Source organism: Halorubrum depositum, from assembly GCF_007671725.1.
Classification (GTDB): Archaea; Halobacteriota; Halobacteria; order Halobacteriales; family Haloferacaceae; genus Halorubrum; species Halorubrum depositum.
The window spans coordinates 1,317,932-1,344,444 of sequence record NZ_VCNM01000001.1 but is presented as its reverse complement, the minus strand read 5'-3'; the positions used below and the strand labels follow the sequence as shown (position 1 = coordinate 1,344,444).

General features: G+C 68.9%; 22 protein-coding genes. 15 read left to right on the top strand and 7 right to left on the bottom strand.

Going from position 1 to position 26,513, the window contains the following annotated elements:
* Nucleotides 1-28 precede the first annotated feature (28 nt).
* From FGM06_RS06905 to rpiA, 3 genes are all read left to right on the top strand, one after another.
* Nucleotides 29-1,123, top strand: coding sequence for a THUMP domain-containing protein (locus FGM06_RS06905; protein WP_144798370.1), 1,095 nt, complete (start codon nucleotides 29-31; stop codon nucleotides 1,121-1,123).
* A gap of 206 nt (nucleotides 1,124-1,329) precedes the next feature.
* Nucleotides 1,330-2,457: an ORC1-type DNA replication protein gene (locus FGM06_RS06900; protein WP_144798369.1), complete on the top strand. Its 1,128-nt coding sequence runs from the start codon at nucleotides 1,330-1,332 to the stop codon at nucleotides 2,455-2,457.
* Between the two features lie 90 nt (nucleotides 2,458-2,547).
* Nucleotides 2,548-3,273, top strand: a complete 726-nt coding sequence (rpiA, locus tag FGM06_RS06895) for a ribose-5-phosphate isomerase RpiA (protein ID WP_144798368.1) — start codon at nucleotides 2,548-2,550, stop codon at nucleotides 3,271-3,273.
* Between the two features lie 103 nt (nucleotides 3,274-3,376).
* Here rpiA and FGM06_RS06890 read toward each other — a convergent pair whose 3' ends face one another.
* Nucleotides 3,377-3,544, bottom strand: a complete 168-nt coding sequence (locus tag FGM06_RS06890) for a DUF1931 family protein (RefSeq protein ID WP_004047560.1) — start codon at nucleotides 3,542-3,544, stop codon at nucleotides 3,377-3,379.
* A gap of 188 nt (nucleotides 3,545-3,732) precedes the next feature.
* Here FGM06_RS06890 and larB point away from each other — a divergent pair, with 188 nt between their 5' ends.
* The 3 genes from larB to FGM06_RS06880 all read left to right on the top strand — a co-directional run bounded on the left by larB (nucleotide 3,733) and on the right by FGM06_RS06880 (nucleotide 5,142).
* Nucleotides 3,733-4,518 (top strand): nickel pincer cofactor biosynthesis protein LarB, encoded by a 786-nt coding sequence (larB, locus tag FGM06_RS06885; protein WP_144798367.1) that lies wholly within the window; start codon nucleotides 3,733-3,735, stop codon nucleotides 4,516-4,518.
* Nucleotides 4,519-4,652: 134 nt separating this feature from the next.
* The gene (locus FGM06_RS16010) at nucleotides 4,653-4,805 is read left to right on the top strand and encodes a DUF7563 family protein (protein WP_008847299.1); all 153 of its coding nucleotides are present in this window, start codon (nucleotides 4,653-4,655) and stop codon (nucleotides 4,803-4,805) included.
* A 64-nt stretch (nucleotides 4,806-4,869) separates the two neighbouring features.
* Nucleotides 4,870-5,142: a GIY-YIG nuclease family protein gene (locus FGM06_RS06880; protein ID WP_144798366.1), complete on the top strand. Its 273-nt coding sequence runs from the start codon at nucleotides 4,870-4,872 to the stop codon at nucleotides 5,140-5,142.
* Nucleotides 5,143-5,191: 49 nt separating this feature from the next.
* Here FGM06_RS06880 and hisG read toward each other — a convergent pair whose 3' ends face one another.
* Nucleotides 5,192-6,082 (bottom strand): ATP phosphoribosyltransferase, encoded by an 891-nt coding sequence (gene hisG / locus FGM06_RS06875; RefSeq protein ID WP_144798365.1) that lies wholly within the window; start codon nucleotides 6,080-6,082, stop codon nucleotides 5,192-5,194.
* Between the two features lie 160 nt (nucleotides 6,083-6,242).
* Between hisG and FGM06_RS06870 the strand changes: the two genes are divergently transcribed.
* The 6 genes from FGM06_RS06870 (at nucleotide 6,243) to FGM06_RS06845 (ending at nucleotide 14,835) form a co-directional block, all read left to right on the top strand.
* A complete protein-coding gene (locus FGM06_RS06870) occupies nucleotides 6,243-8,156 on the top strand; it encodes a hypothetical protein (RefSeq protein ID WP_241662536.1) in 1,914 nt (637 codons plus the stop codon).
* Nucleotides 8,157-8,228: 72 nt separating this feature from the next.
* Nucleotides 8,229-10,283 carry an excinuclease ABC subunit UvrB gene (gene uvrB / locus FGM06_RS06865; protein ID WP_144798364.1) on the top strand — a complete coding sequence of 685 codons (2,055 nt, stop codon included), beginning with the start codon at nucleotides 8,229-8,231 and terminating at the stop codon, nucleotides 10,281-10,283.
* A gap of 78 nt (nucleotides 10,284-10,361) precedes the next feature.
* Complete coding sequence (locus tag FGM06_RS06860; protein ID WP_144798363.1) at nucleotides 10,362-10,892, top strand: hypothetical protein; 531 nt, start codon at nucleotides 10,362-10,364, stop codon at nucleotides 10,890-10,892.
* Nucleotides 10,893-10,966: 74 nt separating this feature from the next.
* Nucleotides 10,967-11,566 (top strand): hypothetical protein, encoded by a 600-nt coding sequence (locus tag FGM06_RS06855; RefSeq protein WP_144798362.1) that lies wholly within the window; start codon nucleotides 10,967-10,969, stop codon nucleotides 11,564-11,566.
* Nucleotides 11,567-12,115: 549 nt separating this feature from the next.
* Nucleotides 12,116-13,144 carry a ribonucleotide-diphosphate reductase subunit beta gene (locus tag FGM06_RS06850; protein WP_144798361.1) on the top strand — a complete coding sequence of 343 codons (1,029 nt, stop codon included), beginning with the start codon at nucleotides 12,116-12,118 and terminating at the stop codon, nucleotides 13,142-13,144.
* 2 nt (nucleotides 13,145-13,146) lie between these two features.
* Nucleotides 13,147-14,835: a ribonucleoside-diphosphate reductase subunit alpha gene (locus FGM06_RS06845; RefSeq protein ID WP_144798360.1), complete on the top strand. Its 1,689-nt coding sequence runs from the start codon at nucleotides 13,147-13,149 to the stop codon at nucleotides 14,833-14,835.
* 181 nt (nucleotides 14,836-15,016) lie between these two features.
* Here the strand turns inward: FGM06_RS06845 and FGM06_RS06840 are convergent, their stop codons facing one another.
* Nucleotides 15,017-16,246, bottom strand: a complete 1,230-nt coding sequence (locus FGM06_RS06840) for an SPFH domain-containing protein (protein WP_144798359.1) — start codon at nucleotides 16,244-16,246, stop codon at nucleotides 15,017-15,019.
* A gap of 180 nt (nucleotides 16,247-16,426) precedes the next feature.
* Between FGM06_RS06840 and FGM06_RS06835 the strand changes: the two genes are divergently transcribed.
* The gene (locus tag FGM06_RS06835; RefSeq protein WP_144798358.1) at nucleotides 16,427-17,731 is read left to right on the top strand and encodes an O-acetylhomoserine aminocarboxypropyltransferase/cysteine synthase family protein; all 1,305 of its coding nucleotides are present in this window, start codon (nucleotides 16,427-16,429) and stop codon (nucleotides 17,729-17,731) included.
* Between the two features lie 34 nt (nucleotides 17,732-17,765).
* Here FGM06_RS06835 and FGM06_RS06830 read toward each other — a convergent pair whose 3' ends face one another.
* Together FGM06_RS06830 and FGM06_RS06825 are read right to left on the bottom strand one after the other, a co-directional pair.
* Nucleotides 17,766-18,596, bottom strand: coding sequence for an ABC transporter permease (locus tag FGM06_RS06830; RefSeq protein WP_144798357.1), 831 nt, complete (start codon nucleotides 18,594-18,596; stop codon nucleotides 17,766-17,768).
* Nucleotides 18,593-19,594, bottom strand: a complete 1,002-nt coding sequence (locus FGM06_RS06825) for an ABC transporter ATP-binding protein (protein ID WP_144798356.1) — start codon at nucleotides 19,592-19,594, stop codon at nucleotides 18,593-18,595. Before FGM06_RS06825 ends, FGM06_RS06830 begins: the two co-directional genes overlap by 4 nt.
* A 247-nt stretch (nucleotides 19,595-19,841) precedes the next feature.
* On the opposite strand from FGM06_RS06825, the gene FGM06_RS06820 reads away from it, so the two are divergent.
* The gene (locus FGM06_RS06820) at nucleotides 19,842-21,257 is read left to right on the top strand and encodes a GntP family permease (RefSeq protein ID WP_144798355.1); all 1,416 of its coding nucleotides are present in this window, start codon (nucleotides 19,842-19,844) and stop codon (nucleotides 21,255-21,257) included.
* A 36-nt stretch (nucleotides 21,258-21,293) separates the two neighbouring features.
* Here the strand turns inward: FGM06_RS06820 and ligA are convergent, their stop codons facing one another.
* Nucleotides 21,294-23,447, bottom strand: a complete 2,154-nt coding sequence (gene ligA, locus FGM06_RS06815) for an NAD-dependent DNA ligase LigA (protein WP_144798354.1) — start codon at nucleotides 23,445-23,447, stop codon at nucleotides 21,294-21,296.
* A 71-nt stretch (nucleotides 23,448-23,518) separates the two neighbouring features.
* Nucleotides 23,519-24,712: a metal-dependent hydrolase family protein gene (locus FGM06_RS06810; protein WP_144798353.1), complete on the bottom strand. Its 1,194-nt coding sequence runs from the start codon at nucleotides 24,710-24,712 to the stop codon at nucleotides 23,519-23,521.
* A 118-nt stretch (nucleotides 24,713-24,830) separates the two neighbouring features.
* On the opposite strand from FGM06_RS06810, the gene FGM06_RS06805 reads away from it, so the two are divergent.
* Nucleotides 24,831-26,513 (top strand): HVO_2922 family protein, encoded by a 1,683-nt coding sequence (locus FGM06_RS06805; RefSeq protein WP_144798352.1) that lies wholly within the window; start codon nucleotides 24,831-24,833, stop codon nucleotides 26,511-26,513.

The window sequence follows — 26,513 nt, the reverse complement described above, 5'->3', positions numbered from 1 at the left end:
CTTGCGAGCGGCTCCCCGACTCCGGGGCGTGTACTGGCTCGAACTCGCCGGAGAGACGGACGCGTTCGCCGCCCGCGAGGCCGCGACCGCGGCGACCGGCGTGGAGCTGCTCGCACCCGGGATCGCGAGCGCCGGCAGCGTCGGTCTGGACCGAAGCGGATCGGGGGTGGCCGACGGGGGCGACGGCGCCGCGGTCCGCCGGCTCGCCTACACCCGCGCCGCCCACGAGGCGGTCGCCCGCACGGACGCCGACCTCGACGCCGCCGTCGCCGCGCTGAACGCGGCGCCGCTCGACCGCTCGGGGACGGTCGCGGTGCGGGCCCGCAACGTCCGGAACACGGCGACGGTCTCGACGACCGACGCCGAGCGCGCCCTCGGGAGCGTCCTCGTCGACCGCGGGTTCGACGTCGACCTCGACGACCCGGACCACGTCCTGCGCGCGCTGTTCGCCGCGGGCGAGCGCGTCGCCCACGACGCGATTCCCGGCGCCGACGGCGGCGACGCGTCGGTCTGCGCGCTCGGCTGGGTCGCCGCCGAGGCCGCCCGCGACTTCGCCCCGAAGCCGACCGACCGCCCGTTCTTCCAGCCGGGAAGCATGGCGCCGGCCGACGCCCGCGCGTACGTCAACCTCGCGGGCGCCGCGCCCGGACGGACCCTGCTCGACCCGATGTGCGGCACCGGCGGGCTTCCGCTGGAGGCCGGGCTCGTCGGAAGCGACGCGATCGCCTGCGACGCTCAGCGGAAGATGGTCCGCGGGACGCGGGAGAACCTCCGGGAGTACGTGGGCGGAGGGCCCGAGGCCCCGCCGGGCGACGGGGGCGCCCCCGACTGGCACGTCGCCCGCGGCGACGCCACCGCCCTCCCCCTGCGCGACGACGCGGTCGACGGCGTCGCCTTCGACGCCCCGTACGGCCGCCAGTCGAAGATCGCCACCCACGACCTCGCCGACCTCGTCTCGGGCGCGCTCGCGGAGGCTGCCCGGGTCGCGCCGCGCGCGGTCATCGTCGCCGACCGAGACTGGCGCGGGCCGGCGCGTGCGGCGGGCTGGACCGTCGACGCCGCCTTCGAGCGCCGGGTTCACCGGTCGCTCACCCGGCACGTGCTGGTACTCGACCGGGAGTGAACGCGCCGTGCGCGATGGCGCGAGAGTCGCGGGCGCGATCGGCGACGACGACGGTGCGTGTCCGGCCCGAAATCGGCCCGTTCGCACCGCCCCGAGAGTGAACGTCCGGTCGGAGAGAACCGGTGTCTGAGCCTCGTAGCCGACAAGTTTCAGTTTCACCGCCCCTGCGGGCAACGGTTAAGTGGACGGCCTGTCGTGGTGTTCACATGACCGGGGACGCCGGCGGCGACATGCTCTCGTGGGACGAGTCGGTGTTCCGCGACGAGTCGGTGTTCGAGATCGACCACGTCCCCGAGACGTTCCGCCACCGCGAGAGTCAGTTGGAGAGCCTGAAGTACGCGCTCCGGCCCGCGGTGCGCGGGTCCCGTCCGCTCAACACGATGGTGCGCGGCCCGCCCGGCACCGGGAAGACGACCGCGGTCCAGAAGCTGTTCGGCGAGCTCGGCGCCCGCACCGACGTCCGCACCGTCCGCGTCAACTGCCAGGTCGACTCGACGCGGTACGCCGTCTTCTCGCGGCTGTTCGAGGGCATCTTCGACTACGAACCCCCCTCCTCCGGGATCTCCTTCAAGAAGCTGTTCGGCCAGATCACCGACCGGCTCGTCGAGGAGGACGACGTGCTCGTCGTCGCCTTAGACGACGTGAACTACCTCTTCTACGAGAACGAGGCCTCCGACACGCTCTACTCGCTGTTGCGCGCCCACGAGGCGCACTCCGGCGCGAAGATCGGCGTCATCGTCGTCTCCTCCGATCTGGGCCTCGACGTGATCGACGACCTCGACACCCGCGTGCAGTCGGTGTTCCGCCCGGAGGAGGTGTACTTCCCCGTCTACGACGCCACCGAGATCTACGACATCCTCTTCGAACGCGCGAAGCGCGGGTTCCACGACGGCGTCATCGGCGACGCCGAGCTGGAGCGCGTCGCCGACCTCACCGCCGAGAGCGGCGACCTCCGGGTCGGGATCGACCTGCTCCGCCGCGCCGGGCTGAACGCCGAGATGCGCGCCTCGAAGACGATCGCCGAGGAGGACGTGGAGTCGGCGTACGACAAGTCGAAGCACGTCCATCTCTCGCGGTCGCTCCGGGGGCTCTCGGAGTCCGAGCGCGCCCTCGTCCGCGTGCTCGCGGAGAACGACGGCGAGCGCGCCGGGACGGTGTACGAGGCGTTCCGCGACGAGACGGAGCTCGGCTACACCCGCTACTCCGAGATCATCAACAAGCTCGACCAGCTCGGCGTGATCGAGGCGGAGTACGCCGACGTGGAGGGACGCGGCCGGTCCCGCGAGCTCTCCTTGGCCTACGACGCCGAGGCGGTGCTGGACCGGCTGGAGTAGCCCGACGCCGCGGTGGCCCGCCGCCGCGACCGGCCGAACCCTCTCCGGCGACGCCGACGCCTTTTCAATCTCCCCCGTCGAGTCGGGGGTATGAAGACGAGCGGCGGGAGCGACGCGGCGAAGCGACGCGCCGGCGAGTCGGCGGCGGCGACGGTCGACGACGGCGACGTCGTCGGGCTCGGGACGGGCTCGACCGCGGCCCACGCGATCCGACGCCTGGGCGACCGGGTCGACGCCGGACTGGACGTGCGCGGCGTCCCGACCTCGTTCGCGAGCCGCGAGCTCGCCGCCGACCGGGGGATCCCCCTGCTCGACCTCGACGAGGCGGTGGGGCCGGACGCGCCCGGGATCGACGTCGCGATCGACGGCGCGGACCAGGTCGCGGTCGGCGACGGCGACGAACCATCCCCCGGAGCCCTGATAAAGGGCGGCGGCGCCGCGCACGCCCGCGAGAAGCTGGTCGACGCCGCGGCCGACCGCTTCCTCGTCGTCGCCGACCCCTCGAAGGAGGCGCCCGTCCTCGACCGGCCGGTCCCCGTCGAGGTGTTGCCTGCCGGTCGCTCGGTCGTCGCCGAGGCGGTGCGCGCAGCCGGCGGCGAGCCGACGCTCCGCCGCGCGGAGCGGAAGGACGGCCCGGTCGTCACCGACAACGGGAACCTCGTGCTCGACTGCGCGTTCGGCGAGATTTCGGCGCCGTCAACGCTCGCGGCGACCCTCTCCGCGACGCCGGGCGTCGTCGAACACGGGCTCTTCGTCGACCTCGCCGACGAGGTCCACGTCGGGACGGACTCCGGGGTTCGGGTGCTCACGCGCTGACACCGCCGGTGCGCGTCGCCGTCGGCGATCCCGGTGGACGCGCCGCTCGGCGGTCGGCGGTCATCGCGCGGTCGAAAAAATCGGGTCGAGAGTCGCGTCCGCCTTAGAGGTCGCGCGGCTGGACCGTCTTGCGGTCGTTGGCCTCGGCGCGGCGCGCGGCGTCTTCGAGCAGCTCGTCCACTTCGTCGTCGAGCGCGTCGTAGAAGTCCGAAGCGACGTTCTTGTCGTCCAGGGCTTCCTTGACGGCCGCTTTGACAATAAGGTCTGCCATGCGATCGGTGGTATCCATCGACAGTTAATAAGAGTTCCTGAATTCGACCGCGAGGGGCTCCCTGCGGCCCGTTCGCGAGGGGGTGCCGGAACGCTCCCTTATAAGCTTTGTGAGACCGGTCGGTGAGCGGGGCCGCTCGTCCGCCGCGGACCGATAGGTTCGACCCGTTCCGACTCCGACGGTGACGCATGCGCGACACGCTCGAGGCGCTCGACGCCGGCGACATCGGCGTCGCGGAGGCGGAATCGCGACTCGCGGGCTACGCGACGACGGCGGCCGGCCGGTTCGACGCCGCCCGCGAACACCGGCGAGGGATCCCCGAGGCGGTCCTCGCCGAGGGGAAGACGCCGGCGGAGGTCGCGGCGCTGACGGCGACCGCGGTCGAGACGACCGGCCGCGCGCTCGTCACCCGGGCCGACGCCGAGGACGCGGCGGCGATCCGGACGGCGATGGCGGATCTCGACCTCGACGCTCCGGACTCGCCAGCCCCGACCGTCGACCGCGACGAACGGGCCGGGACGGTGGTCGTCCACGCCGCCGACTTCGACCCGCCAGCGCTCGACGCGACGGTCGCGGTCGTCGCCGCCGGCACCGCCGACGCGGCGGCCGCGGGCGAGGCGGCGGTCGTCGTCCGCGAGATCGGGGCGACCGTCGACCGCGTCGACGACGTCGGCGTCGCGAACCTCGACCGGATCTTAGACCAGCGCGAGCGGATCCGAGAGGCCGACGCCGTCGTGGTCGCGGCGGGCCGCGAGGGGGCGCTCCCGACGGTCGTCGCGGGGCTCGTCGCGGCGCCGGTGATCGCGCTCCCGGTGTCGACGGGGTACGGTGCCGGCGGCGAGGGCGTCGCCGCGCTCCAGGGCGCGCTCCAGTCCTGCTCGGTGCTCACGACGGTGAACGTCGACGCCGGCTTCGTCGCCGGCGCGCAGGCGGGGCTTATCGCCCGCGCGGTCGACGCGGCGCGAGGCGACTGACCGCCCGGGCCGGCGTCGGAGTCACCCGACCTATGACGGGCGTTTATACGTGGCTTTCCGGAAGCTGGCGGGGGTGAAAAAGGGTATTTGTTCGTCCAATCCCTAGGGCCCCCGCCGGTGAACACCGGTACCGAATGCCACGCTGTGACCACTGCGGGTCGCACGTCTCGGACCGCTTCGCACGCGTCTTCGCGGACGAGCACGGCGACCTGAACGCCTGTCCGGACTGTTCCGCGAACGCCGGGATCGCCGAGGTCTCCCGGGAGCGCGCCCGTACCGGGGACTGAATCGGTCGATCCCGCCGGAGCCGAGACCGGCAGCTATTCCTCGCGCCCGCGCCGACCGGACGCCGTGTCGACGCCGAGTCAGGACGCGCCGCACTGCGTCTACGTGATCGAGTGCGCGGACGGGACGCTGTACACCGGCTACACCACCGACGTGGAGCGGCGCGTCGCCGAGCACGACGCCGGCGAGGGCGCGAAGTACACCCGCGGGCGGACGCCCGTGACGCTGCGACACGTCGAGTCGTTCGACTCGAAGTCCGCGGCGATGTCGCGCGAGCACGCGATCAAGTCGCTCACGCGGGCGGAGAAGGAGGCGCTGATCGAAGCCGACGGCGACTGAGTCGCGAGGGCCGATCCGCGGGGGATCGGTCGGCTCCGCTCGGCTCCCGCTACTCCACCAGCCGCTCGATCTCGGTGACGAGGATGCCGCTCGCGCCGACCGCCTTCAGCTCCGAGATCGTCGCGAACACGTCGCGCTCCTCGACGACGGCGTGGACCGCCACCATCCCGTTCCCGTTCTCGTCGGCCTCGACGTCCATCACCGTCGGGCCGCCGAGCCCGGGGATCACGTCTTTCACGTCGTCGAGCCGCTCTTTCGGCGCGTTCATCATCAGGTAGCGCCGGCCGTCGGCCGCGAGCACGGACTCGAAGGCGGTGCGCACCTGCGCGACCTTCGCGTCGTCGACCACGTCGGGGCGGGCGAACAGCCGCACCGAGGAGGCGAGCACGTCGTCGATCACGGCCAAGCGATTCACCTTCAGCGTCGTCCCCGTCGAGGTGATGTCGACGATGGCGTCGGCCATGTCGACGTGGGGCGTCAGCTCGGTCGCGCCCGTCACGGTGACCACGTCGGCGTCGACCCCCACGCGGTCGAGGTAGTCGCGGGTGACGCCCGGGAACTCGGTGGCGATCGTCCCGCCCGCGAGGTCCTCCACGGTCGAGACGTCGCCGTCCTCCGGCGCCGCGAGGACGAGCTTACAGGAGCCGTATCCCAGATCGAGCAGGTCGACGAGGTCGCCGTCGGCCGCGGACGCGGCGTCGTCCGCCACGCCGCCGGACTCCGCCGCCTGATCGAGGCCCGTGATCCCGAGGTCGGCCGCGCCGTCCCGGACGTACTCGGGGATGTCGGCCGCGCGCGCGAACAGCACCGTCACGTCGGGGTCGACGGTGTCGGCGTACAGCTGACGGTCGGCGGTCTCCTCGACGTGGAGTCCCGCGCGCTCCAGAAGCGAGAGCGTCGGGTCGTGCAGGCGGCCCTTGTTGGGGACGGCGATGCGCATACCGAGAGCGTCGCGGGGAGGCGGGGAAACGTTTTCGTCCGATGGCTCGGTCGCTGCGAACCCGGTACCGACGGCGGATCCGGGTACCGGACGAACCGCGTGCGAGTTAGCGCGCTAATATACTCTATCTTATATACTTATAAAACATTATGAATGACGTATGAGTACAAAACCCACCGACGCGAGACGCCGAACCGGAGGCCGCACCGACGGGCTCGGACCGACGAGACGAGCAGTTCTCGCCGCCGGTGGGGTAGTCGCGCTCGGCGGGCTCGCGGGGTGTTCCGGCCTCGACGGACTGGTGGACCGCGCCGGCGAGCAGGTGCTCGGGACGACGGTCTCCACGCCGGCGGCGTTTTACGCCGGACGGCCGCCGGGAGACGAGCGAGCGGGTAGCACCACCGACGGCGAACGCAGCGACCGGGCGCAGGTCCTCCGCACCGGCCCGGTCGGGGTTACGTACGTGCCGGCGACAGCTCGGGCCGATTCCCGGGAAATCGAGCTCGAAGGATTTTCGGTCAGCGGGGCGACGAAAGCTCAGGACTACAACTCCTCGCGTTCGAACAAACCCAGCTCCGAGTGGTGGGGCGGCCCGGACGACGACATCGTCGACGACGACGATGACGCGGACGGTATTCTGGACGTCGAACTCGAGCTGCTGGGCCACGTCGTGACCGCACAGGACGCCGTGGAGCGACGCGCCCCGGACGAAGCGAAACGCGCCCTCGATGGGTTCATCGAGGACACCGAGACTGCCCTCAGACCGAAACTCGACAAATGCGGGACCGGCGTCTGTGAGACCGTCCGTGAGAACTCGGACATTCGGGCGCAGGGCGTTCGGATCGCACGTCGAGCCGTCGACGACGCGAACTGGGCCGTGGCGGTGCGAGAGCTCGCGGGCGTCGAGGAGATCGTCCTCGGAGACATCGAGCGGCTCGACGACGTACTCGTCGAACGTCGCCCCGGGCGACCGCGGTTCATCGACGTTATCGAGTACCTGCGAGACGCGCCGACCGTCGGCGAGCGCTTCACCGTCTGCCTGCCCGACGCCGGTCTGCCGGGCGATCTCGGCTCGCTCGCCGAGGAACTCACGCCGGGACGCGTGCTCAGCTACTTCGCCGCGTCGTACGAGGAGGGCGGACGACACACGCCGTTCCACAATAAATACCGTCCGCAGTTCGGGATCGAATACGACGACGAGGGCTGTATCCAGATCGACGGTCCCGTGTCGCTCCACCGCGACCTCGCCTGTCAGACGATTCTCTCGGCCGAACTCGACACGTACCGCACCGAGAACCGGGGTATCGTCGGCTACAGCACCGAGGGCGGCGCCGTCGTGAGCGGCGCGCCGGCGTCGGCCGACACCGACGGAAAGTGCGTCTTCGTCGCGGCCGACGGCACCCTCCGCGAGCCCGAGACGCTCGACTCGTGGGGCGAGATCATCTTGGGCGAGGACAGGGATATGGTGATGCCGGGAGACGGCGACGTGTCGGTGAGCCCGACGCTCGTCTGTCCCGTGGCCGTGACGCCGGCAAACTGCCCGTGTCCGTTGCCCGGGCTGTTCTACGTTCGGCGGATCGTCCGCGACGATCAGCTCGTCTTCGCCGGCGGGTGGATCCTCGACGAAGGCGCGCTGTACGAGGATTCGGTGACTCTCCTGTTCGACGAAGGACCGACCGAGGTCGCGAGCGTGACCCCCGACGACATCGAGAGCGACGACTTCGACGACCGCGTCGTCGAGGGGTTCTCCCGCGACCGGAGCCGATACGGGTCGGCGATCGGTAGCGCTCGGGTACAGGGAACCGAGATGAATAAGGCGGAACTGATCGAGGCGATGGCGTCGCACGCGTTGACGCAGACCGACGAGGGGCGGAAGGGGCTCAACGCCGTGAACGTCAAGGTACTCGGCAGACAGGGAGACGATGACGGCGACGAGGGGCCGACCTACGCGAGCGCGACCGCCTTGGACGCCCCGCTCGTCCATCTGGCCGGATCCGGAGAGCGATCGCCGAACGAGAATATCGGGTTGTTGTCGCGAGGGAGCGATAAGAAAGACATTCGCAGAGGGATGTGACCGCTCGCACGGGACCGCGCCGCCGTCGATCCCCGCGCCGCTCAAGTGCCTCCGCCGCCAACGACCGGTATCGTGAGTGACGCCGACTCCCCCCTCTCGGAGGACCGCCCGACCGTCGACCGCCCCCTCCGCGTCGACGCCCCGTTCGAGCCCGCGGGCGACCAGCCCGAGGCGATCGAGCAGTTGGTCGAGGGGTACGAGTCGGGCGCCGACAAGCAGACCCTCCTCGGCGTGACGGGGTCCGGGAAGACGAACACGGTCTCGTGGGTCGCCGAGGAGCTCGACCAGCCGACCCTCGTCTTGGCCCACAACAAGACGCTCGCGGCCCAGCTGTACGAGGAGTTCCGCGAGCTGTTCCCGGACAACGCGGTCGAGTACTTCGTCTCCTACTACGACTACTACCAGCCGGAGGCGTACGTCGAGCAGACGGACACGTTCATCGACAAGGAGATGTCGATAAACGAGGAGATCGACCGCCTCCGCCACTCGGCGACGCGCTCGCTGCTCACCCGCGACGACGTGATCGTGGTCGCCTCGGTCTCGGCCATCTACGGCCTCGGTGATCCGCAGAACTACCGCGACATGGCGCTCCGCTTGGAGGTCGGCGAGCAGGTCGGCCGCGAGGAGCTGCTCGCTCGGCTCGTCGACCTGAACTACGAGCGCAACGACGTGGACTTCACGCAGGGCACCTTCCGCGTGCGGGGCGACACCGTCGAGATCTACCCGATGTACGGGCGGTACGCGGTGCGCGTGGAGCTGTGGGGCGACGAGATCGACCGGATGATCAAGGTCGACCCGATGAAAGGCGAGGTCGTGAGCGAGGAGCCCGCGGTGATGCTCCACCCCGCCGAGCACTACTCGATCCCCGACGACAAGCTGGAGCAGGCGATCGCGGAGATCGAGGACCTGATGGAGAAGCGGGTGAGCTACTTCGAGCGGCAGGGCGACCTCGTCGCCGCCCAGCGCATCGAGGAGCGCACCACCTTCGACGTCGAGATGCTCCGCGAGGCGGGCTACTGCTCGGGGATCGAGAACTACTCGGTCCACATGGACGACCGCGAGTCGGGCGACGCCCCGTACACCCTCCTCGACTACTTCCCCGACGACTTCCTCACCGTGATCGACGAGTCCCACCAGACGATTCCCCAAATTAAGGGGCAGTACGAGGGGGACAAGTCCCGGAAGGACTCGCTGGTCGAGAACGGGTTCCGGCTCCCGACCGCCTACGACAACCGCCCGCTCACCTTCGAGGAGTTCGAGGGGAAGACGGACCGAACCCTCTACGTCTCCGCGACCCCCGGTGACTACGAGCGCGAGACCTCCGACCGGATCGTCGAGCAGATCGTCCGGCCGACCCACCTCGTCGATCCCAAGGTGGAGGTGACGGAGGCGACCGGACAGGTCGAGGACCTCTTAGGGCGGGTCGACGAGCGGATCGAGCGCGACGAACGCGTGCTCGTCACCACCCTGACGAAGCGGATGGCCGAGGACCTCACGGAGTACTTCGAGGAGGCCGGGATCGACGTGGCGTACATGCACGACGAGACGGACACCCTCGAACGCCACGAGATCATCCGCGACCTCCGGCTCGGCAACATCGACGTGCTCGTCGGGATCAACCTGCTCCGCGAGGGGCTCGACATCCCGGAGGTGAGCCTCGTCGCTATCCTCGACGCCGATCAGGAGGGATTCTTACGCTCGACGACGACCCTCGTCCAGACGATGGGCCGGGCCGCCCGCAATGTCAACGGCGAGGTCGTCCTCTACGCCGACCGGATGACCGACTCGATGGAGGCTGCCATCGAGGAGACCCAGCGCCGCCGCGAGATCCAGCTGGAGTACAACGCCGAGCACGGCTACGAGGCGACGACGATCGACAAGCCGGTCGGCGAGACGAACCTCCCCGGCTCGAAGACGGACACCTCGGGAGTCAGCGTCGGCGACGTGGAGAGCGAGGACGAGGCCGAAGCGCAGATCGAGGCGCTCGAAGAGCGCATGGACGAGGCGGCGAGCAACCTGGAGTTCGAACTCGCCGCGGACATCCGCGACCGGATCGCCGAGCTCCGCCGCGCCTTCGAGCTCGACGCCGACGACGGGGGCGTCCCCGCGCCGATGATCGACGAGTAGCCCGCCGGTCGAATCCGATTATCACGCGTCGCGAGCGCGACGGCTGGGTTTTTATTCGCGACCGTCAGAGCCCGTCACATGTATCGCCGCGCGGTCGTGGCCGGCGCCCTCACCGTCGCCACCGCGGGCTGCGTCGACCGCCTCCACGACCTCGCGGCGTCGACGCCCCGGGACCTGGGGGTCCGGAGCCGCTACGTCGACGGCAACCCGCTGATCGACGGGCAGAGCGTCCTCGACCGCCCCGCGGAGATCGTCACCCACGCCGCCTCCTTCCGGTCGAGCGCGGCGGCGAGGAACGCCCTCCGTCCCGACGCCGCGGAGGCGCGAGCGTTCGTCGACGCGACCGCCTTCGTCGACGACGGCGGGGAGGCCGTGTTCGTCGTCGCCCAGCGGCTCACGGCGCCCGAGGTCGAGCTCCGCCTCGGCGCGGTCAGCCGCACCGGCGACCGATCGCTCCGGATCGCCGTCGACCGCGTCGGCGTCCGCGGCGACGTCGAGACCGACGAGCCGGTCGTCAAGACCCTCCTGATCCGACTGACGGACGAGCGGGGGCCGCCCGAGCGCGTCGTCGTCTCGATCGACGGCGACCGCGCCGGCGTGACCGTGTAGGCCCGTCTCGGTGTCGAGGGCGATCCCGTCTCGGTCCCGCGATCGTTTTGTGTCTCGGCGGTCTTCCGGTCGGTATGATCGCTCTCCGTCGCCGCCTCCTCGGTCTCGCCTTACTCGCGGTCGCCGCCGTCGCGTTCGCGGGTGCGGCCGCCGTCGCGCCCGCGATCGTTCCCGGATCGGCGACCGCGTCCGGCGACCCCGACCTCGTCGTGCCCGCTCCGCGATCGCTTCTGGCCGCTCCCGCGCTCCTCGCGGCGGGGTCGGTGCTGGTGGTCTCCGGCGCGGCCGCGCTCGCCGACGCCGACCTCTCCGCGCGCGCGGCCCTCCTCGCTCCCGCGCTCGGCGCCGTCGGCGCGCTCGCGCTCGGCACGGGGATCGGCGCCGACTTCGGAGCGCCGCTCGCCGCGTTCGCCGCGTCGGACGCGCTCGCGACGCTGACCTCCGGTCCGCCCGCCGCGGTCGCGGCCGGCGCCCTCGCCGGCGGCGCGGTGGCGCCCGTCGTCCGCGCCGCGACCACGGAGGACACCCTCTCGCTGCTCGTTGGCGCGGTGCTGCTGCTCGCGTCGGTCGTCGCGGTTCCCGATTCGGCGCTCGCGCTCGTCGCCGGGGGCGTCGCCGGCGTCCTCGCGGTCGGCGCGCTCTGGGCGGTCGATCCGGTGAACTGGCGGCCCTGACGGGCCGGATTCGTTCGAGGCCGACTCCGACCCTAGTTCCCCGGGCACTCGCTCTCGGCCTCCAGCTCGACGTCGCGGTCGGCCTCGCGGGTCTCCTCCTCCTGCCGGGTGAGGTCGACGTTGTTCGAGTCTCACGTCTCGTCGGTCTCTCGCTCGCGTCCGGCTCCGGGTTCGTGCTTCTCGCCGAACTGCTCGGCGGAGTCATCGTGATTAGACTAGTGCGGGTGCTTGACGCCGCCAGTTGGGCACTGTAGCGACCACCCGTAACCGGAGATTACCGCTCAATCCCCGTCTCGGTACCGCCCATCCGTGGATCGGAGGAACGACTCCGCCCGTCTCGTATGAAAGTGAGTTTGTTATACTGCAATTCTGTTGGTAATACTTATGATGGTGGAGTCTGTGTGGTCCGATACGGTTCACACGGCTACACTCACGTTACGCTGTAAGACCGTCTCCCGAGCGACACGACTGCGGTCGGACTCACCAGACTGATGATAGACAGTGGCAGAGGCAATTCAACGCAATCGGTCATGTTTGAGATGACCAACGATGAGTGAAAGCGAAAACGCAAACACGAACGCGAGTACAGCCGCAGATATAGAGACGGACATCTTCTCGGAGAGAAAACAGCTGAAGCCCTACGAGTACAGCGAGTTTCTCGACTACGTCGAGGCGATCCGGAACAGCTACTGGGTACACACGGAGTTTAATTTCGACGGAGATGTCCAAGACTTCAAGGTCAACACGACTCCTGCTGAACAGACCGTTATCAAGCGGACGATGTTGGCTATCGCGCAGATCGAGGTGCAGGTGAAGACGTTCTGGTCGGATATCTACGAGGAGATGCCCAAAGCCGAGGTCGGGAATGTGGGTATGACCTTTGCGGAAAGCGAGGTGCGCCATATGGACGCCTACAGTCACTTACTCGACGTCTTAGGAATCACGGACGATTTCGAGCAGGTAACTGAGGAGCCAGCGATCAAAGAGCGGATCGAGTATCTCGATGAGTATCTGGAGAAGAGCGAGAGTGGTGATGAACGAGAGTACGTGATGAGCATCCTGCTGTTCAGTACGTTCGTCGAACACGTATCGCTATTCAGCCAGTTCCTCATAATGACGAGCTTCGACAAGCACGAAAAGAAGTTCAAGGGGATAGCGAACGCTGTCGAAGCAACCAGCAAAGAGGAGCAGATTCACGGTCTGTTCGGGATTGAGCTGGTGGAGACGATCAGAGAGGAGAACCCGGACCTCTTCGATGACGACTTCGAGGAGGACGTCCAAGAGGCCTGTCAGCAGGCCTACGAGGCAGAGCTGGAGATTCTGAATTGGATATTCGATGACGGCGAGCTCGAGTTCCTTCCCAGGGCGCACGTCGACGCGTTTCTGCGAGACCGGTTCAATCAGAGTCTGGAAAACGTCGGCGTGGAACCGATATTCGAGACGGACGACGACCTGCTTGAAGAGACGCGCTGGTTCGACGAGGACATTATGATGACCAAGGATAACGACTTCTTCAGCAAGCGGTCGACCACGTACAACAAACACACGCAGAGCGTTACCGCCGAGGACATGTTCTAACAATGGCACAAACAGAACTCGACAGAGTTGTCGAACAGCATAACGAACCGTTCTACTGGCTGAACGAGGACAGTAGGGAGTTTCTCAGAGAGGGATACCTGCTTGAGGGCGTCGAAGCGGAAGAGAGAGTCAGACAGATAGCGGAGCGCGCCGAAGAGATTCTAGGCGAGGAGGGATTCGCGGACAAGTTCTACGAGTACATGAGCCGCGGCTTCTATAGTCTCGCCAGCCCGGTGTGGTCCAACTTCGGACTGGACAGAGGCCTTCCTATCAGTTGCTTCGGCAGCTACATGGCGGATAACATAGAGAGTATTCTCTACACCCAAGCCGAGGTGGGTGAGATGACCAAGCAGGGCGGGGGAACGAGCGGGTACTTCGGTGAGCTGCGGCCGCGAGGCAGTTCGATAACGAACAACGGCAAGAGCAACGGGAGTTACAGTTTCACAGAGCTGTTCGATACGATAATCAACGTCATCAGCCAGGGCGAAACCCGACGAGGGCAGTTCGCCGGCTACATAGATGTCGAACACGACGACTTGGAAGAATGGCTTAACATCAAAACCGAAGGTGACCCGGTACAGGACATCTACTACGGCGTCATCATCGGTGACGACTGGTTTCAGGCGATGATCGACGGCGACGAAGAGAAGCGAGAGACTTGGGCGGATATCATCGAGACCCGGATCAATATCGGCGTTCCGTATATCATCTTCCGGGGGAACATGAACGAGGGGAAGCCACAGGTCTACAAGGACAAAGGTTACCAGATTAACGCGTCCAACCTGTGTACCGAGATAGCGCTGCCGGCCACGGCGGACGAGAGCTTCGTCTGCTGTCTCTCAAGTATGAACGCTCTCCACTACGACGAATGGAAAAACACCGATGCGGTGGAGACTCTGACGCGATTTCTGGACGCGGTGATGGAGGAGTTCATCCAGCGCACGGAGGGAGTACAGTTCATGGAGCGGGCCGTGCGGTTCGCGAAGAGGCACAGAGCGATAGGGATCGGCGTCCTCGGGTGGCACAGCTACCTCCAGAGCAACATGATCCCCTTCGACAGCATGGAGGCGATGGAGAAGAACGGGGAGATATTCCGGACGATCAAAGAGCGGAGCTACGAGGCGAGTGAAGCGCTTGCGGATGAGTTCGGGGAGCCGGAGGTTCTCGAGGGCTACGGCAGGCGGAACACGACGACGATGAGCGTGGCTCCGACGAAATCGAGCAGCGTCATCCTGGGTCAGGTCAGTCCGAGCATCGAGCCGCTGAAATCGAACTACTTCGTGCGAGACGGTGCGAAGCTAAAGTCGACGCAAAAAAACAGATTCCTTCAGGCGATACTGGCGGAGCGGGGGGAAGACACGCGCGAAGTCTGGGACAGCATCGCAAACAAAGACGGGAGCGTTCAACATCTCGAGTGTCTGACGGACGAAGAGAAAGAGGTGTTCAAGACCTTCGCCGAGATACCGCAGATGGCGATCATCAATCAGGCAGCACAGAGACAGAAACACATAGACCAAGCACAGAGCGTGAACATCTCGATCGATCCGAGTGAAGTGAGCGTCAAGGAGATCAATCAGCTCTACATAGAAGCTTGGAAGAAAGGAGTCAAGAGCCTCTACTATCAGCACAGCGTGAATGCCGCACAAAAATTCAGTCGAGATATTCTCGAGTGTAGAGCCTGTGAAAGCTGATCGCTACTCGTAGCGGCTCGCCTACCGTCTCAGTCACTCCGTCTCCGACTCCAGATCGATGTCCCGGTCCGCCTCGAGGTAGGCGTCTTCGGCTCTGGGAACGTCAGCGACCCGTGCGGCGGCGCGATCGTAGTTCCGGCGAGCTTCTCCGTCGACGCCGTGTGGCAGCCGCGAGTCGGGCTTACGTCCCCGGCCGCTCGCTCTCGGCCTCCAGCTCGATGTCCCGCTCGGCCTCGCGGGTCTCCTCCTCCTGACGGGCGAGGTCGACGTCGCGAGCCGTGTCCGCGTCGCGGGTCTCGTCGGTCCGCAGGTCGCTGTCGGCCACCGTGTCGAGCTGTTCGAGGGCGCTCTCGATATCTTCTAACCCGAGGAGCTTCTCCGTCTCCTCGTCGAACTCCTTCCCCTCTAACCCCTCCATCTGCTGGACGTCGGAGCCGGAGAGCGCCTTGCCGTAGCGGCCGACGAGGCTGGTGAGCTCCTGCGGGAGGACGAACGTGGTGGACTCGCCCTTTCCGATCTCTTCGAGGGTCTCCATGCCGCGCTCGATGATGGCGCGCTCGCCCATCGATTCCGCGGAGCGAGCCCGCAACACCGTCGAGATCGCGTCCCCCTGCGCCTCCAGGATCTGGCTCTGCTTTTCCCCCTGCGCGCGGATGATGTTCGACTGTTTGTCCCCCTCGGCCTGTTCGATCGCCGAGCGGCGTTCCCCCTGCGCTTCCAGGATCATCGCGCGGCGTCGGCGCTCGGCGCCGGTCTGCTGCTCCATCGCGCGCTGGACCTCCTGTGAGGGGCTCACCTCGCGGACCTCGACGGCCTCGACGCGGATCCCCCACTCGTCGGTCGGCTCGTCTAACTCCTCGTTGATGCGGTCGTTGATCTGGTCGCGTCGGGAGAGCGTGTCGTCGAGCTCCATGTCGCCGAGGACGGCGCGGAGCGTGGTCTGCGCGAGGTTCGAGACGGCGTTCTTGAAGTCGTCGACCTCCAAGAAGGCCTTCTTGGCGTCCATCACCTTGATGTAGACGACCGCGTCCGCCGTCACCGGCGAGTTGTCCCGCGTGATCGCCGACTGGCTCGGCACGTCGATCGTCTGCGTCCGCATGTCGAACGCGTACGTCCGCGAGACGAACGGCGGGATGAGGTGGACGCCCGGCTCCAGCAGCTTCCGGTACTCGCCGAACACCGTGAGCGCCTCCTTCTCGTAGGCGTCGACGATCTCGACCGCGCTGACGACCGTGACGGCCGCCAGCAACACCGCGAGCGCCGCGACGCCGAATACGAGGCTCTGGCTGAGGAGGGCGAAACCGACGAGGAGGGCGGCGCCGAGCGCCGTGTACTGCCAGACGGCGTCCGGGATACCCCCCACCGCGTCCTCCAGCTCGAGGGCGTCGCCGCGCGGACCTTGAGTTCCCATAACCTGAGTTACGGTTCGACGCTGTTAACGGTTCGCACGAGCAGGCCTCGAGGACGACGAGCGGCCCCGAACGCCCCCGAGTGGCCCGAGTAGCCCCGAACGACGCCGGCGTCTCCGAGAAACCGGTAACGCCACGTCCATGCGACCGTTTTTAAATAGGTAGCGGGCACACCTCCACGTATGCCATCCGACGAGGACCAGCCCGACCGCGAGTTCCGCACCCGAAGCGTCCACGCCGGCTCCGATCCGGACCCGGCGACCGGCGCCCGGGCCACGCCCATCTATCAGACGACCTCCTACGAGTTCGAGGACGCCGACCACGCCGCTCGGCTGTTCGCCTTGGAGGAGGCCGGAAACGTCTACTCGCGGATCATGAACCCGACGAACGCCGCCCTCGAAGAGCGGATCGCCTCCCTCGAGAACGGGGTCGGCGCGGTCGCCACCGCCTCGGGGATGGCGGCGTTCGACCTGGCGACGTTCATGCTCGCGTCCGCGGGCGACAACGTCGTCTCCTCGTCGGCGCTGTACGGCGGCACCTACACCTACCTCACTCACTCCGTCGAGCGCCGGGGAGTCTCGACGCGGTTCGTCGACCCGCTCGACTACGAGGGGTACGCCGACGCAATCGACGAGGACACCGCCTACGTCCACCTCGAGACCATCGGGAACCCGGCCTTGGTCACGCCGGACATCGAGCGGATCGCCGACATCGCGCACGACCGCGGCGTCCCGCTGTTCGTCGACAACACGTTCGCGACGCCGTACCTCTGCCGTCCGCTCGACCACGGCGCCGACCTCGTCTGGGAGTCGACGACGAAGTGGCTCACCGGTAACGGGACCACCGTCGGCGGCGTCCTCGTCGACGGCGGCTCCTTCCCGTGGGGAGAGTACCCCGAGAAGTTCCCGGAGATCGCGCAGGATAACCCGGCGTACCACGGGATCAACTACGTCGACGCCTTCGGCGACGCGGCGTTCACCTTCGCGGCGGTCACCCGCGGACTCCGTGACCTGGGGAACCAGCAGTCGCCGTTCGACGCGTGGAACACGCTCCAGCAGACGGAGTCGCTCCCGCTCCGGATGGAGCGCCACTGCGAGAACGCCGGCATCGTCGCGGAGTACCTCGACGAGCACGCGGACGTCGCGTGGGTGAACTACCCGGGCCTGGAGAGCCACGAGACCCACGAGGAGGCAAGCGAGTACCTGGAGGGCGGCTACGGCGGCATGATCACATTCGGGCTGGAGGGCGGCTACGAGGCCGCGAAGGGGACCGTCGAGAACGCCGACCTGGCGTCACTGCTCGCGAACGTCGGCGACGCGAAGACGCTCGTCATCCACCCGGCGTCGACGACCCACCAGCAGCTGACCGAGGAGGAACAGGAGGCCGCCGGCGTCACCGGCGACATGGTGCGGCTCTCCGTCGGCATCGAGGACCCCGCGGACATCGTCGCGGACCTCGAGGCGGCGATCGAGAGCGCGACGGCGTAAACCGGACTCGGCGTTTTTTGACCGTTCTCGGGGTCTACAGGTCGTCCGCGTCGAACTTCCAGAGCCCGACCAGCGGCGGCGCGACCGTCCAGAACACGAGCATCGACGCCGCCGAGATCTGTCTGTTGACGGTCTCGCCCGAGAACAGCTGCTCCGCGAGGAACGCGTTCGACAGGATCTCGACGCCGGTCGTCGGGTTCGACACCCGGAGGAACGTCCTGACCTGCTCCGTCGACACCGGCAGCGGGTCGACGATCCCGCCCGCGGCGCCGAGGAACTGCCCGGTGACGGCGCCCCACAGCAGCACGAACAGGACGTAGATCGAGACGCCGCCGATCAGCGCGCGCCGCTGCGTGGACGCGGCGGCCGAGCAGCCGACCGCGATCGCGACGAAGACGACGCCGAGCACCGCGGCGAAGACGGTGAACCCGAAGTACGAGCCGGCGTTGAACGCCGCGATCCCTCCGGTCTGCGCGAGCACGGCCAGCACCGCGGCGGGCAGCAGGAACCCGACGAACACCGCGACCGACAGCGCGGCGCCCCGGCCGACGACCTTCCCGAAGACGACGTCGGCGCGCGAGTGCGGCAGCGAGAGGAGCAGCTTCAGGGAGCCGGACTCGCGCTCGCCGCTCACGGCGTTGTAGCCGATCACGACCGCGACGAGGGGGACGAGCGTCGTCACGAGGAACGGCCTGACGAAGAAGCGGAGGAGCAGCTCCGTCGCGAACTGCTCGCCCTGTCCCGTCGGCCTGATGACGAACGCGAAGACGGCGACGAGCAGCGAGAACAGCGCCACGAGGGCGATCATCCCCCGCGAGCGCACCGCGTCCTGGAAGTCCTTCTCCGCGATGGCGGCGAGGGTCATCGGTCCACCTCCTCGTCGGCGGCGTCGGTAGCGCCGGCCGCGTCGGCGCCCTCGCCTCCCGGGTCCGCGCTCGGCGAGTCGCCCTCCGTGTACGCCAAGAAGAGGTCCTCCAGCGACGCCTCCCGGGTGTGGAAGTCGGCGACGTCGACACCGGCGTCCTCCAGCGCGGCGATGACGCGCGTCTTCGCGCCGTCGGCGCAGCTCACGACGAGCGCGTCGCCGTCGCGGTCGACGCGGCTGACGCCCTCGACCGCGCGGACAGCCTCGACGGCCGCGTCGCCCGCCCCGTCCGCGTCGGTCGCGTCGCCCACGGCGATCTCCAGCGTCTCCTCGCCGCCGACGGCCTCGCGGAGCCCCTCGACGGAGTCCTCGGCAACGAGCTCGCCGTCGCGGAGGATGCCAACTCGGTCGCAGACGGCGTCGACCTGTTCGAGGATGTGCGAGGAGAAGAAGACGGTCGCGCCGCGGTCGGCCTCGCGTTCGACGATCTCTCGCATCTCCTTCGCGCCCGCGGGGTCGAGCCCCGAGGAGGGCTCGTCGAGGACGAGCAGGTCGGGCTCGCCGACGAGCGCCATCGCCAAGGCGAGCCGCTGGCGCATCCCCTTCGAGTAGCCGCCGGCCTTGCGGTCGGCGTCGTCGAGCAGTCCCACCCTCTCTAGGAGGGCGTCGGGGTCGTCGTCGGCCTCTTTCGATCGGACAGCGAACTCGACGTGTTTCCGCCCGGAGAGCCGGTTGTACACCGAGAATCCGTCCGGGAGCACGCCGGTCCGCCGCCGGATCGCGACCCCGTCGCTCGTGGCGTCCCGTCCGAGCACGCGCACCGTGCCCGCGGTGGGGCGGACGAGGTCGAGCAGCATGTCGATCGTCGTCGACTTGCCGGCGCCGTTCGGCCCGAGGAACCCGTACACCTCTCCCTCTCGCACGGTGAGGTCGAGGTCACGAACGGCCGTGACGTCGCCGAACTCCTTCCGCACGCCACGCAGCTCGATGGCGGTCATACCCCTCCGTTCCCGCGTCTCCCGATAAAGGGTTGCGGGTCGGTGCGAGGAGCCGTCGGCGGGAGTCGAAACTGACGGTTCGCCCGCAATAGAAAACATATATAAAAAATATGACTATTATTTGAATATTATTACGTTCACTTCGACGGGAGATCGCCTTCGGTTTGACTTTCACAAACCGCAAGACTGCAACGCCATTAGAGGCGCCCGCAAATTTTAATTGGTCGTCCTGACCATGTCAACCGGGATGGTTCCGACACCACTCCAAGCAACTGTTCAGTTCACGCACAGTCCATTACTGACATTCATAATTGGGTTGATAATCGTCGTCGCGCTGCTCGTGTGGTTGGATCTCCCGGCGTTCGTCGGGCTGATCATCTCGGCGTTCCTGGTCGGCGTGGTGAACACGGTCTTCATCGCGGACTTCACCGCCGCCGACGCGGGCAGTCAGGTCGCGACGGCGTTCGGGAACGGCATGGCCGGGATCGGGATACCGATCCTCATGGCCGCGGTCATCGGGAAGGGGATGTTGGAGAGCGGCGCGGCCCAGCGGATCGTCCGCGGGTTCCAGAACGCGCTCGGCGAGGACAACTCCGACGTGTCGCTGCTCGGGAGCAGTTCCGTGCTGGCGATCCCGGTGTTCTTCGACAGCGTGTTCTACCTGATGGCGCCGCTCGCGCGCTCGATGCGGGCGCGGGTCGGCCGCGACTACACCCTGTTCATCGTCGTCGTCGGCGCGGGGGCCGCGACGACGCACGTGTTCGTTCCGCCGACGCCCGGCCCGCTCGCGGTCGCCGACGAGGTCGGGAGCAACCTCGGGACGACGATCGTCATCGGGCTGGTGACCGCCATCCCGGCGGCGATCATGTCCGGACTCGTCTACGGCCGCTGGATCAACAACCGGCTCGACATCCCGCTGCGGGACACGATGGCGACCTCGACGGAGGAGCTGCAGGAGGTCGCCGACCGGCCGACCAGCGAGCTGCCGGGCGTGCTGGAGTCGCTGGCGCCGATCCTGCTGGCCGTCCTGCTGATCGCGTCCTCGACCGCCGTCAACACGTTCCAGGAGGTCGCGCCCGCGCTGGCTTCCCTACAGCCGTTCACGGACTTCCTCGGAAACAAGAACGTCGCGCTGACCATCGCCGCGCTCGCGGCCGCGTACACGTTCTACCGCTACGACACCATGACCCGGAGCGAGTGGAGCGACGAGCTCACCGAGGCCCTGAAAAGCGGCGGCAACATCGCCGCGATCACCGCGGCCGGCGGGGCGTTCGGCGCGCTGCTCGCCGCCTCCGGGATCGGCGACTACCTGGCCGGCGCGCTCCAGGAAGTGGGGATCGGGCTGCTCGTCACGGCCTGGCTCATCGCCGCCATCGTCCGTATCGCCCAGGGGTCAGCCACGGCCGCGATGCTGACCGCCGCGGGGATCATGGCGCCGCTCACCGGGCAGCTGACCGTCAACCCGGCGTACCTCGTGATGGCCATCGGCGCCGGCGGCAACATCTTCTCGTGGTTCAACGACTCCGGCTTCTGGCTCGTCAGCGAGATCGGCGGACTCACCAAGGGCGAGACGCTCCAGACCTGGACCGCCCTCACGACGATCATCTCGGTGACCGGGCTCGTGACCGTGCTGATCGTCTCCACGGTCCTCCCGCTCGCCTGACGGGTCGGGCGGTTCGACTCGTTTCGAACGGCTCCGCTACGCGCCGCTCTCGGGCGGCCACGCCACGCCGCGCTCCGCGAGCAAATCGGCGAAGGCGTCCTCGTCGAGCACGGGCACGCCCTCGCTCTCGGCGTCGCTTCGCTTCGATCGCCCCGGATCCTCGCCGGCGACGAGGTAGTCGGTGTTGCCCGACACGCTCGACGTGGCGTTCGCGCCGTGCGCCTCCACGTGCGCCTGCGCCTCGCTCCGCGTCGTCGACAGCGACCCGGTGAAGACGAACGTGAGCCCGTCGAGCGCGTCGCCGGACTCGACGTCGACCGACTCGGGCTCGACCCCGCGATCGCGGAGCCCCTCGATCGCGGCTCGGTTCTCCTCGGTATGGAAGAAGTCGCGGATCGACTCGGCCACTTCCGGACCGACGTCGTCGACCTCGCGCAGCGCCGCCTCGTCGGCGTCGAGAATCGAGTCGAGGTCGCCGAAGTGCGCCGCGAGCGCGCGGGCGGTCGTCGCGCCCACGTCGGGGATCCCGAGCCCGGCGAGGAAGTCGTCGAGCGGCGGCTCCGTCGTCGCCTCCAGCTCCGCGACGAGGTTCTCGGCGCTCGTCTCTCCCCACCCCTCCAGCGCGGCCAGATCCTCGACCGTCAGGTCGTAGAGGTCCGGCAGCGACTCCACGAGCCCGGCCTCGCGGAGCTGCTCGACGCGCTCGGGGCCGAGCCCCTCGACGTCGAGCGCGTCCCGCCGAGCCCAGTGTTCGACCGCTCGCTCAAGCTGCGCCGGACAGCCCAGCCCGCCGGTGCAGAAGGCGAGCGGCCCGTCGCGCTCGACGGGGGCGTCGCATATCGGACACGCCTCGGGGAACTCGTAGGTCCCCTCGGAGCGCTTCTCGACGACCTCCGGGACGTACGGGATCACGTCGCCGGCGCGGTAGATCCGCACGCGGTCGCCGACGTTCACGCCGAGCGCCTCGATCTCGGCGGGGTTGTGGAGCGTCGCCCGCGACACCGTGACGCCGCCGACGTCGACCGGGTCGAGCTCGGCGACGGGGGTGAGCCGCCCCGTCCGCCCCACCTGCACGGTGATCCCCTCCACCGTCGTCGTCGCGGTCCGCGGCGGGAACTTGTGGGCGAACGCCCAGCGCGGCGCCCGCGACGTCGACCCGAGCGCCTCGCGGTGGGCCCGGTCGTCCACGGCGATCACGACGCCGTCGATCTCGTAGTCGAGGTCGCCGCGATCGGCCATCAGGCGGTCGCGGTACTCGATCGCGCCCTCGATGTCGTCGACGCGCTCGACCCGGTCGGCGCGGCGGAGCCCGAACGCGTCGAACGCGTCGAACTCCGCCCAGTGGGTGTCGGGGCGATCCGGGGGGTCAGACTCTTCATCACCGGTCTCCCACGCCAACACGTCGAAGAAGAAGACGTCGAGCGGGCGCTCGGCGACGACCGCGGGGTCGAGCTGGCGGAGGGTCCCGGCCGCGGCGTTGCGGGGGTTCGCGAACGGCTCCTCGCCGCGCTCGATCAGCGCCTCGTTGTACGCGTCGAACGCGTCGCGAGGCATGTACGCCTCGCCGCGGACCGCCAGCCTCTCCGGCGGGTCGCCGCGGAGCCGGCCGGGAACGGACCGGATCGTCCGCACCTGCTCGGTGACGTCGTCGCCCTCGATCCCGTCGCCGCGGGTCGCGGCGCGGGCGTAGACGCCGTCCTCGTAGATCACCTCGACGGAGAGGCCGTCGAACTTCGGCTCGCAGACGTACGCGACGTCGTCGGGGTCGAGCCCTTCGGCGTCGAGCCCGCGTCGGACGCGCTCGTCGAACTCGCGGACCGCCTCGGCCTCGGTCGCGTTGTCGATCGATCGCATCGGCGCGACGTGCTCGACGGTCTCCAGCTCGTCGAGCGGCTCGCCGCCGACCCGGCGGGTAGGAGAGTCCTCGGTCGGGAGGTCGAACGCCTCCTCCAGCTCCTCCAGCCGCGCAAACAGCCGATCGTACGCTTCGTCGGCGATCAGCGGGTCGGCCTCGACGTAGTACCGGTGGTCGTGCTCCCGGACCGCCGCCCGGAGCAGCGACGCCTGCTCGGCGGCCTCGTCTGCGGAGAGCTCCGCGACCGGCTCGAAATCGGTCGGCGGCGCCTCGACGTAGGGGTTCTCGTCCGGGTCCGCGTGCCGGGGCGACGACCCGGATTGCGCGCTCGTCATCGGCCGACCCTTGCGGCGGCTCGGGTTAAAAACGCGGGTTCGCTCTCGCGGCCCCGGCGCGGAGATCTACCCTACGCGACGCGGTCGCCGGCGGCGAACACCGCCTCCGGCTCCTGCCACGCCGCGACGTCCTCGGTCGGGTCGGCGTCGAGGAGGACGAGGTCGGCGCGGTATCCTTCCTCGACGCGGCCGACGTCGTCGAGCCCGAGCAGGTCGGCGGCGTTGACGGTGGCGGCCTCCAGCGCGCGCTCCGGCGAGAGGCCGTAGTCGACCATGTACGCCAGCTCCCGGGGAATGTCCTCGAAGAAGTTGAACGGCGTGCCTGCGTCGGTGCCCATCGCGATCGGCACGTCGGCCGCCAGCGCGTGGTCCCACGCGTCGTCGAAGCGGTCGGCGGCGTCCTCGGCCTTCGCGACGGCGTCTTCGGGGATCCCGGCCTCGATCCCGTTGTCGACGATGCCGCGGAGCGCGCTCGCGGTCGGCACCCAGTAGGTGCCCCGGTCGGCCATCATTTCGGCGGCCTCCCGGTCCATGAACGTCCCGTGCTCGATACTCGTGATCCCGGCCTCGACGGCGTTCTTGATCCCCTCCTCGCCGTGGGCGTGGGCCGCGGTCGGCGTGTCCGTCGGCGCGGCCGCGTCGGTGAACGCGGCGAGCTCCTCGGGCGTCAGCTCGGGGGCGCCGGTCACCGCGCCCTCGGTGAGGACGCCGCCGGTCGCCATGCACTTGAGCACGTCCGCGCCCGCCTTCAGCTGCTCGCGGGCCGCCTTCCGGACCTCCGCCGGGCCGTCGGCCTCGCGCCCGAACCAGTTGCCGTGGCCGCCGGTCATGATCACGTTGCGGCCGCACGCGACGACCCGCGCGCCGTCGATCTCGCCGGCGGCGACCGCCTCGCCGGCGTCGAGCGCGAGCGTCCCCCGGCTCCCGAGGTCGCGGACCGTCGTGACGCCGGCCTCGACCGCCGCCCGCAGGTTGCCCGCGGCCCGGTAGCTCGCGGTGTAGTCGCTGTCCGACACCGCGGTCGCGACGTCGGGGCGCCCGTCCATCATCACGTGGACGTGCGCGTCGATCAGCCCGGGCGCGACGACCTTCCCGGCGGCGTCGACCTCGGTGACCTCCTCGCCGCTCCCGTCGGCGACCTCCGCCACCGCCTCGTCGATCGCTTCCGAATCGCCGACCGCGACGATCTCGCCGTCCGCGACCGCGACGTCTGCCCCGCGACTCCCGGCCGCGTCGACGACTCGTCCGCCTCTGAGAACGTGCATACCCCTACGAGGGACCGTTCGACGGGTAAACGCTCGGGTCGCGGTAGTCCGGTACTAGGTATATGTTATTGTGTCACACACCACCACTTATAACCGGACGGCCGGAGTCTCCGAACTCATGGCAACAGATGATCGGCCGGACCGAGGCGGCGGACTGTACGCGCGGCGGATCGGCACGCCGACCACGAACGACGAGGTGAACGGCTACTGGCTGTTCGGGTTCGGGGTTCTGCTCGGGCTGGCCGGGGTCGCGCTGTTCTTCCTCACCGAATCTGCGACGTCGACCCGCGGCATCGCGTACGCGCTGGCCGCGCTGGCGCCGCCGTTCATCATGCTCGGGGCCGTGATCCGGTTCCCGCTCCGCCGAACGGGGACCTATCTCGGCTACCTCGGGACCGCGGTGAGCGTCCTCGGCGTGGTGTGGTTCGTGAACATCTTCCCGGAGGGGTGGTTCACCGCGTCCGGCGATTCGACCGTGATCGCGCTGTACGGGGTCGGACTGCTCCTCATCGGGCTCGCGGGGACGGTCGTCCCGCTGCTCTCCGACCCGGTGTACGAGGATTACGAGCGGATGCGAGGCGAGACGGACGCCGCCACGGCCGAGCGCGACGAGACGAGCGCCGAGCTGGAGGCGACGCGGGAGGAGCTCGCGTCGACGGAGGGCGAACTCGCGTCGACGCGCGAGGAGCTGGCCGCCGCGGAGGAGCGGGCCGAGGGCCTCGACGCGGAGGCCGCGGCCGCGCGCGCCGAGACCGAGTCGCTCCGCGAGAGCAAGGCGCGCTTCGAGCTGTTCGAGGACGCGAGCGGGAAGCCGCGCTGGCGGCTCCGGCACCGCAACGGCAACGTCGTCGCGACGTCCGGACAGGGGTACAGCAGCCGCGGGAAGGCCCAGCAGGGGCTCCACAGCGTCCGGCGGAACGCGCTCGGCGCCGGGATCCTCCGGATCGAGACGCCGGTCGAGGAGGCGGCGGCCGTCGCGGCGGACGACGGCCCGGAGCCCGAGGACGCCGCGGCGCCGGACGTGGCGGTTCCGAGCGAGGACGAGTCGATCGAGAGCGCGGCGACGTTCGAGCTGTTCGAGGACGCGAGCGAGGAGTGGCGCTGGCGGCTCCGGCACGACAACGGGAACGTCGTCGGCGACTCCGGCGAGGGGTACGCCTCGAAGTCGAACGCGAAGCGCGCGCTCGCGAGGGTCCGCGAGCACGTCGCCGCCGCGGACTACCTCCGGGTCGATCCGACGGCCTTCGAGATGTTCCGCGACGCCGCCGGCGAGTGGCGCTGGCGGCTCATCCACGAGAACGGGAACGTGCTCGCCGACTCGGGCGAGGGATACTCCTCGCGCTCGAAGGCCCGTCAGGGGCTCGACAGCGTGCGGTCGAACGCCGCCGAGGCCGCCCTCGACGACCTCGACGCCGAGGACGCGGCAGCGGGCGCGAGCGACGCGAGCGCGACCTTCGAGCTGTACGAGGACAGGGGCGGCGACTACCGCTGGCGGCTCCGGCACCGCAACGGGAACGTTATCGCCGACTCGGGCGAGGGGTACGCCTCGAAGTCCGGCGCGGAGGACGCGATCGAGCGCGTCCGCGACTACGCGCCGGACGCGTCCGTGCTGGAGGTCGGCGACGCGGCCTTCGAGATCTACGAGGACGCGAGCGAGGAGTGGCGCTGGCGGCTCCGGCACCGCAACGGCAACGTCGTCGCCGACTCGGGCGAGGGGTACGCCTCCCGGTCGAACGCGGTCGAGGCCGTCACGAGGGTGAAGGCGAACGCCCCGGGCGCCGGCGAGGAGACGGTCGCGTAG

Coding starts and splice junctions, on each gene's coding strand:
- FGM06_RS06850 (WP_144798361.1), top strand. CDS start 12,116: ATGAGTGAAAGCGAAAACGCAAACACGAACGCGAGTACAGCCGCAGAT.
- FGM06_RS06820 (WP_144798355.1), top strand. CDS start 19,842: ATGGTTCCGACACCACTCCAAGCAACTGTTCAGTTCACGCACAGTCCA.
- FGM06_RS06840 (WP_144798359.1), bottom strand. CDS start 16,246: ATGGGAACTCAAGGTCCGCGCGGCGACGCCCTCGAGCTGGAGGACGCG.
- FGM06_RS06810 (WP_144798353.1), bottom strand. CDS start 24,712: ATGCACGTTCTCAGAGGCGGACGAGTCGTCGACGCGGCCGGGAGTCGC.
- larB (WP_144798367.1), top strand. CDS start 3,733: ATGCGCGACACGCTCGAGGCGCTCGACGCCGGCGACATCGGCGTCGCG.
- FGM06_RS06870 (WP_241662536.1), top strand. CDS start 6,243: ATGAGTACAAAACCCACCGACGCGAGACGCCGAACCGGAGGCCGCACC.
- FGM06_RS06890 (WP_004047560.1), bottom strand. CDS start 3,544: ATGGCAGACCTTATTGTCAAAGCGGCCGTCAAGGAAGCCCTGGACGAC.
- rpiA (WP_144798368.1), top strand. CDS start 2,548: ATGAAGACGAGCGGCGGGAGCGACGCGGCGAAGCGACGCGCCGGCGAG.
- FGM06_RS06855 (WP_144798362.1), top strand. CDS start 10,967: ATGATCGCTCTCCGTCGCCGCCTCCTCGGTCTCGCCTTACTCGCGGTC.
- FGM06_RS06825 (WP_144798356.1), bottom strand. CDS start 19,594: ATGACCGCCATCGAGCTGCGTGGCGTGCGGAAGGAGTTCGGCGACGTC.
- FGM06_RS06845 (WP_144798360.1), top strand. CDS start 13,147: ATGGCACAAACAGAACTCGACAGAGTTGTCGAACAGCATAACGAACCG.
- FGM06_RS06900 (WP_144798369.1), top strand. CDS start 1,330: ATGACCGGGGACGCCGGCGGCGACATGCTCTCGTGGGACGAGTCGGTG.
- FGM06_RS06805 (WP_144798352.1), top strand. CDS start 24,831: ATGGCAACAGATGATCGGCCGGACCGAGGCGGCGGACTGTACGCGCGG.
- hisG (WP_144798365.1), bottom strand. CDS start 6,082: ATGCGCATCGCCGTCCCCAACAAGGGCCGCCTGCACGACCCGACGCTC.
- FGM06_RS06835 (WP_144798358.1), top strand. CDS start 16,427: ATGCCATCCGACGAGGACCAGCCCGACCGCGAGTTCCGCACCCGAAGC.
- FGM06_RS06860 (WP_144798363.1), top strand. CDS start 10,362: ATGTATCGCCGCGCGGTCGTGGCCGGCGCCCTCACCGTCGCCACCGCG.
- FGM06_RS16010 (WP_008847299.1), top strand. CDS start 4,653: ATGCCACGCTGTGACCACTGCGGGTCGCACGTCTCGGACCGCTTCGCA.
- FGM06_RS06830 (WP_144798357.1), bottom strand. CDS start 18,596: ATGACCCTCGCCGCCATCGCGGAGAAGGACTTCCAGGACGCGGTGCGC.
- ligA (WP_144798354.1), bottom strand. CDS start 23,447: ATGACGAGCGCGCAATCCGGGTCGTCGCCCCGGCACGCGGACCCGGAC.